We start from the raw sequence: 6,057 nt of genomic DNA on the forward strand, positions 1-6,057 counted from the left end.
CGGGACACGCTTCCCCCGGTCAGCGGACCACATCGAACACCTGCTTCTGCAAGCCGTTGGCGTACACCTCGTGTTCGACCGGGCGCAGCCTCCGCACGTCCCTGTCCGCCGCGCTGAACAGCCGCTTGCCCGCGCCGAGCAGCAGCGGGAAGACGAGCAGGTGGTAGCGGTCGATCAGGCCGGCGTCGGACAGGGCCCGGCCCAGGGCGGCGCTGCCGTGCAGGATGACCGGGCCGCCCGGGGTCTCCTTCAGCGCGGCGACGTCCTCGACGGAGCGCAGGACGGTGATGTCGCCCCAGTCCGTCACCAGATCGGCGTCGGTGAGGGTGGTGGAGACGACGTACTCGGGCATCGACCGGTAGCCGGCGAACTCCTCCATGCCTGGCCAGACCGGGCTGAACGCCTCGTAGCTGGTCCGGCCCATGAGCATCGCCGTGGCCTCCTCCTGCTCCCGGCCCTTGATCTCGAACGCCTCGGGCAGGAACTCGGTGTACCGGAAGGTCCATCCGGAGTTCCGGTAGCCCGGCTCGCCGCCGGGTGCCTCCATGACGCCGTCGACGGAGACGAAGGCGGTGCTGATCAGGGTGCGCATCGGGTTTCCTCACGCTCGCGGTGCGGGGCACGGGCCGGCCGGGCGCCCCCGTCCGCCCGCGCGGCCCGGGGCGCACCCACCGTAGATCGGACCGCCCGTCGGCGCGGAACTCATCGGTCCCGGCGCGGTCCTTCCACCGGACGGGGCGTCGGGGGGCGGAAGAGGGCGCGAACCGGGCCGGTCCGGGCGGCGGTCACCGGGCGGGGCCGGGTGGCGGGGATCCCGTGGGCCGGAACGGACTCGTGGCCGGGCCGGGGCGGACTCATACCTGTCGTCCCGGCGTCGCCGCCGCCCCCACCACTCCGGCCTCCCCTCCTCCTCGGCGTCCCGGCGTGCTCGGCTTCGGTCACCGTGGCGCCCCGGTGCCCCGTGGCCCGGTCGGCTCCGGCCCGCCGCCGCTCCGGCCCTCCCGGGGCGGCCCCACTCCGGTCTCCCCGGGTGTCCCCGGCCCCCGCGCCCCCGTCACCCGTCACCCGTCACCCGGCGCCCTGCTCCCGGCCCTTGGCCCACGCACCCGCTCCGGATCCAGCCCCAGCGGACCCCCTACCTGGGAGCCAGGCCGGAGGTTGGCTCCCAGGCGGGAAGCCGGGGCGGGTGCCCGGTTCGTACGTTTCCGGTGTGAGCGGGTTCCCGCCGCCCCGTACGGGTGCCGGGGCGCCCGCGGCCCGCCGCCCGTCCTGCGGGCGGAATAACCCGCCCCCGCGCCCCCGCGCCACCCGCCACCCGCCACCCGCCACCCGCCACCCGCCACCCGCCACCCGCCACCCGCCACCCGCCAGGAGTGCACCATGACCACCCCGCCCAGAAGCCCCGCCGCGCCCGTCGGCCGGACGGTCCGGATCCTGCGGGCCGTCGCCGCCGCGGTGGCCTCCTTCCTCGCGTTCCCGGTGCTCGCGATCGTCCTCGGCGCCTATGTCCCGGCCATCCCCAAGGCGGGGGTGATCGGACCGGTCCTGGGCGGCCAGTACCCCTTCCACACGGCCCTGCTGGCCCTGCTCGCGGCCGTGTTCGCGGTGCTGGCCCGGCGCGCCGGGCTGGTGCGCTGGGGACGCGTGGTCACCGTCGTCACCACGCTGTGCGCCCTGGGCGCGCTGGTCATCGGCGGCGTCCAGTTCCGGGCCGCCCGGGACGCCGGGGCCGACATCTCGCTGGGCGACGTGTTCACCGAACTCGCCTACCCGGCGGCCCGGCCGGACACGACCGAGACGTACGCGAGCCCCGGCGGCGAGCCGCTCCGGGTCGACGCCTACCTGCCCGCGAAGACGCCGGGCAAGAGGACCCCGGCCGTCGTGCTCGCCCACGCCGGCGGCTTCCACACCTTCGACAGGAGCGACCTGCGCGGCACCGGCCGCTGGCTCGCCGACCACGGCGTAGCGGTCTTCGCCGTCGACTACCGGCTGGCCGGTCCCGGCCGGCCGACCTGGGACAAGGCTCCCCAGGACCTCGTCTCCGCCCTGGGCTGGGTGCGGCGGAACGCCGACGCGTACGGCGTCGACGGCGCGCGGGTCTCGCTCGGCGGCATGTCGGCGGGCGGCACCCTGGCCATGAACGCCGCCTACCGACTGCACAACGGCACCATCAAGCCCTCCGAGGGCGCCGCCCCCGAGCCCCCGGCCTCCGTGGTCGGCTTCTACCCCGGCACCGACGTGACCCGGATGTGGGAGGACGACGTGGCCGGGACCCGGGAGGCGGCGGAGATGTTCACCGGCGGCACGCCGCGGCGGTACCCGGACCGCTACCGCGAGGTGTCACCGGTCTCCGACCTCGGGCCCGGACTGCCCCGCACCCTGCTCGTGGTCGGGGACCGCGACCGCAGCGCCCGCCCCGCGACCGTCATCGGCTTCGGAGACGCGCTCAGGAAGCACGGCGTCCCCGCCGAGGTCAGGGAACTGCCCTTCGCCGAGCACGCCTTCGACGATGCCTACGGCAGCCTCACCTCCCAGACCAGCCGGCAGATCCTGCTCGACTTCCTGGTCTGACCCCTTCCTCCGGAGCGCGCGGCGGGGCGGGACACGCGACAGCGGCTGGGTCTTTCGTTTGGATCGGGCCGGACCCCGCGAGCCCGGCGTGATCCAAACGAGAGGCCCTGGTGACCTGAGTCAGAGATGTTCGGGTAGTTCTCGCGAGCTGCCCGGCGTACCGAAGGCCGAATGTCAGCAGGCCGGGCCGGACCTGCCGACCTCACGGCATCCGGCTGATGGCCGCGATCTGACGAAGAATCTCTGACTCAGGTCACTAGGACGCCTCGGGGTTGCCCGGCTTGCCCGGGTCCCGGGGCGGCTGCTTCGGGTGGCCGCGCAGTCGGGCCGTGACGTCCTCCGGGGGCAGGAAGCGGGACCAGCGCTCGGGGAACTCGGACGGCATGTCGGGGTCCGACTCCCCGCTCGCGGCGGCGCGGGCCACGTACTCCGCGACCTGCGCCTGCCGCAGCCGCTCGTTGGACTCGCGGGCGGCGGCCGTGGCCGTGGCCGGCCAGACCCGGTCGATGGCGGCGTTCACGGCCGCGCCCACCAGGACCGCGAAGGCGGACACACCGATCCACAACAGCACGGCGACGGGCGCCGCCAGGGAGCCGTAGATGGTCGGCCCCTCGACCGTACTGGTCAGGTAGATGCGCAGCAGGAAGCTTCCGAGCACCCACATCGCCAGGGCGACCAGCGCGCCCGGCACGTCCTCAAGCCACGGCGAACGCACCGGCACCGAGACGTGGTACAGCGTGGTCAGGAACGCCACCGACAGCACGATGACGACGGGCCAGTAGAGCACCTGCACCACCGTCGTCGACCACGGCACGACCCGGACCACCGCGTCGGGGCCGGCCACCATCAGCGGCAGCGCGACGGACCCGATCAGCAGCGCCACCAGGAACAGCAGGAACGCCAGCAGCCTGGTCCGGACGATCCCCCGCACCCCGTCGAGGCCGTACATCACGGTGATGGTGTCGATGAAGACGTTCACCGCGCGGGAGCCCGACCAGAGGGCGAACAGGAAGCCGATGGAGATGACGTCGGGCCGGCCGCCCTTCATCACGTCGTCGAGTATCGGCTCGGTGATCTGCTTGACGCCCCGCTCGGACAGGACCGTGCGCGAGGCGTCCAGGATGTTGTCGCGCAGGCTCGCCGTGGTGTCGGCGCCGATCCACAGGTCGACGTAGCCGAGCAGCCCCAGGAGGCTGAGCAGCAGCGGCGGCACCGACAGCAGGGTGAAGAACGCCGCCTCGGCGGCGAGGCCCAGAATGCGGTACTCCATGCAGGAGTTCACCGTGTCCTTGAGCAGCAGCCAGGCGGTCCTGCGTTTGGAGACGTTCCGGTACATGGCCCGGGCACGGTGGAGCCGGCCGGAGGGCCGTTCGGGGGTGTCACTTGCTGGCTGCACGCCCCAACGTTATCCGCCGCGGGACCCCGCACTCGTCCGGCGGACCTCCCCGGCCCCGCCCGGAACCCCCCGCGCCGGGCCGCGCGGTAGGTTCGCCGTCATGGCAGGCAGCACCCGTACCGTGACGAACCGGCCCCCTCCGCCCACCGGCCGCGACCTGTACTCCACCGACCGGGCCCTCACGGAGGCCGTCGAACGGCATCTGCCGCCCGGCCCGTTGCCGCGCGCCCGGACCGAACTCGCCGAACTGGGGCGCGCCTGCGGCTCGGACCAGGTACGGGAATGGGCCGAGCGGGCCGACCGGGAACCTCCGGTGCCGCGCACCCACGACCGCTACGGCCACCGGACCGACGAGGTCGAGTTCCCTCCGGCGTGGCACCGGCTGCTGGGCAAGGCCGTCGCCTCGGGCCTCACGGCTCCCCGGGGACGGCCGGGCGGGCAGGTGCGGCGGGCCGCCGCGCTGTTCCTCTGGGGCCGGGTCGACCCGGGGGTGTGCCGCCCGCCGTCGCTGACCCACGCGGCGGTCCCCGCGCTGTGCGCCGACCCCGCCACGGCCGCCGTCTGGGAGGCGCCGCTGACCTCCCGCGTCCACGACCGGGAGCTGCGGCCCGTGACGGCCAAGGCCGGGGCGCTGCTCGGCGTCGGTGTCGGGCTGGGTGCCGGTGTCGATGCCGGATTCGGGGCGGGTGCGGGTGCCGGAACCGGTCCTGGTGCCGGTCCCGGCGGCTCCGGCGCGGGCGCCTGGGGCCGCGCGGCGGGCGGCTCGGCGGGAGCGGCGGGAGCGGCGGGCGGCACGGCGGGCGGCGCCCCGGAGGACGGTCCGCTCACCGCCCGGCCCCTGTCCGCGGACGGCGCCTACGCGCTCACCGGCCGCCTGCCGTTCTGCCCGGCGCCGATGTCGGACGGTTTCCTGGTGCTGGCGCGGGCGCCGGGCGGGCCGACGTGCTTCCTCGTGCCCCGGGTGCTGCCGGACGGCTCCCGCAACCCCTTCCCGATCCAGCGGCTCCGGGACACCCCCGGCAGCCGCTCCGGCGCCACCGCCGAGGTCGCGTTCGCGGGGACGCTCGCCCACCGGCTGGGCACGGAGGGGGACGGGGCCGGCCTCGTCGGGGCCGTGGCCGCGGCGGCGGGACTGGACCGCGTCACCGTGTCGGCGGGGCTGATGCGGGAGGCGGTGGAGCGGGCCGTGCGCCACTGCCGGGACCGGGAGGTGCCCGGCGGGCGGCTCGCCGACCGGTCCCCGACCCGCAACGTCCTCGCCGACCTGGCCGTCGAGTCGGAGGCGGCGACCGCGCTGGCGCTGCGGCTGGCGGCGGCCCGCGACGCCGCCGACGGGGGTGACGAGCGCGAACGCGCCCTGCTGCGGCTGGCGGGCCCGGCCGCCGAGTACTGGATGGCCAAGCGGTGCGCGCCGCTGGTGGCGGAGGCCGCCGAGTGCCTGGGCCCGGAGGGGTACACCGAGGAGTCCGGCATGCCCCGGCTGGTGCGCGGGGCGTGGCCGGACCCGTCGTGGTCGGGGGCGGGCGGCGCCCGGGCCCTCGCCGTCGCGCACGTCCTCGGCCGTGAACCGCTCGCGCTGGACGCCTGCCTGACGGAGATGGGCGCGGCCCGGGGCGCCGACCACCGGCTGGACGCCGCGATCGGCGGTCTGCTGACGGCCCTGGCCGACCTCGGCGACGCGGCGGGCCACGCCCGGCGGCTGGCGGAACGCCTGGCCCTGGTGCTCCAGGGCACCCTGCTGGTCCGGTACGCGCCGCCCGGGGTCGCGGACCTCTTCTGCGCCACGCGCCTGGGCCACGACGGCGGCACCACCTTCGGCACGGCCCCGCCCACGCTGGACCTGGCGTCGGTGGTGGCCCGCGCGGAGGCGGACGGGGACTGAGCCGGGCCGGGGGTGAGGGCACCGGCTTCCCCAGGTGGGGGCAGCGGCTTCCCCGGGTGGGCCCCCGCGGGTGCCCCGGCGGCGGAACGGTCGGCGTCCCCGGCCGTGTGACTCCGTAGGGGCCGTAGGGGCCGTAGGGGCCGTAGGGGCCGTAGGGGCCGTAGGGGCCGTAGGGGCCGTAGGGGCCGTAGGGGCCGTAGGGGCCGTA

At 76.1% G+C, this 6,057-nt stretch carries 4 protein-coding genes; 2 read left to right on the plus strand and 2 right to left on the minus strand.

What is annotated here, in order from left to right; all coding sequences use genetic code 11:
- Positions 1-19: 19 nt before the first annotated feature.
- Entirely contained in the window at positions 20-592 is a 573-nt protein-coding gene (locus tag ACZ7LB_RS31045; protein ID WP_471472893.1) for a dihydrofolate reductase family protein, read from the minus strand.
- 788 nt (positions 593-1,380) lie between these two features.
- On the opposite strand from ACZ7LB_RS31045, the gene ACZ7LB_RS31050 reads away from it, so the two are divergent.
- Complete coding sequence (locus tag ACZ7LB_RS31050) at positions 1,381-2,571, plus strand: alpha/beta hydrolase (protein ID WP_471472895.1); 1,191 nt, start codon at positions 1,381-1,383, stop codon at positions 2,569-2,571.
- Positions 2,572-2,827: 256 nt separating this feature from the next.
- Here ACZ7LB_RS31050 and ACZ7LB_RS31055 read toward each other — a convergent pair whose 3' ends face one another.
- Positions 2,828-3,967 carry a YihY/virulence factor BrkB family protein gene (locus tag ACZ7LB_RS31055; RefSeq protein ID WP_471472897.1) on the minus strand — a complete coding sequence of 380 codons (1,140 nt, stop codon included), beginning with the start codon at positions 3,965-3,967 and terminating at the stop codon, positions 2,828-2,830.
- Positions 3,968-4,067: 100 nt separating this feature from the next.
- On the opposite strand from ACZ7LB_RS31055, the gene ACZ7LB_RS31060 reads away from it, so the two are divergent.
- Positions 4,068-5,849, plus strand: a complete 1,782-nt coding sequence (locus ACZ7LB_RS31060) for an acyl-CoA dehydrogenase family protein (RefSeq protein WP_471472899.1) — start codon at positions 4,068-4,070, stop codon at positions 5,847-5,849.
- The last annotated feature ends 208 nt before the right edge of the window (positions 5,850-6,057 follow it).

This window comes from Streptomyces sp. NPDC107521, assembly GCF_055598485.1.

Bases quoted from the DNA above. Each gene is read 5' to 3' on its own strand.
- ACZ7LB_RS31045 (WP_471472893.1), bottom strand. From the start codon at position 592: ATGCGCACCCTGATCAGCACCGCCTTCGTCTCCGTCGACGGCGTCATG.
- ACZ7LB_RS31050 (WP_471472895.1), top strand. From the start codon at position 1,381: ATGACCACCCCGCCCAGAAGCCCCGCCGCGCCCGTCGGCCGGACGGTC.
- ACZ7LB_RS31060 (WP_471472899.1), top strand. From the start codon at position 4,068: ATGGCAGGCAGCACCCGTACCGTGACGAACCGGCCCCCTCCGCCCACC.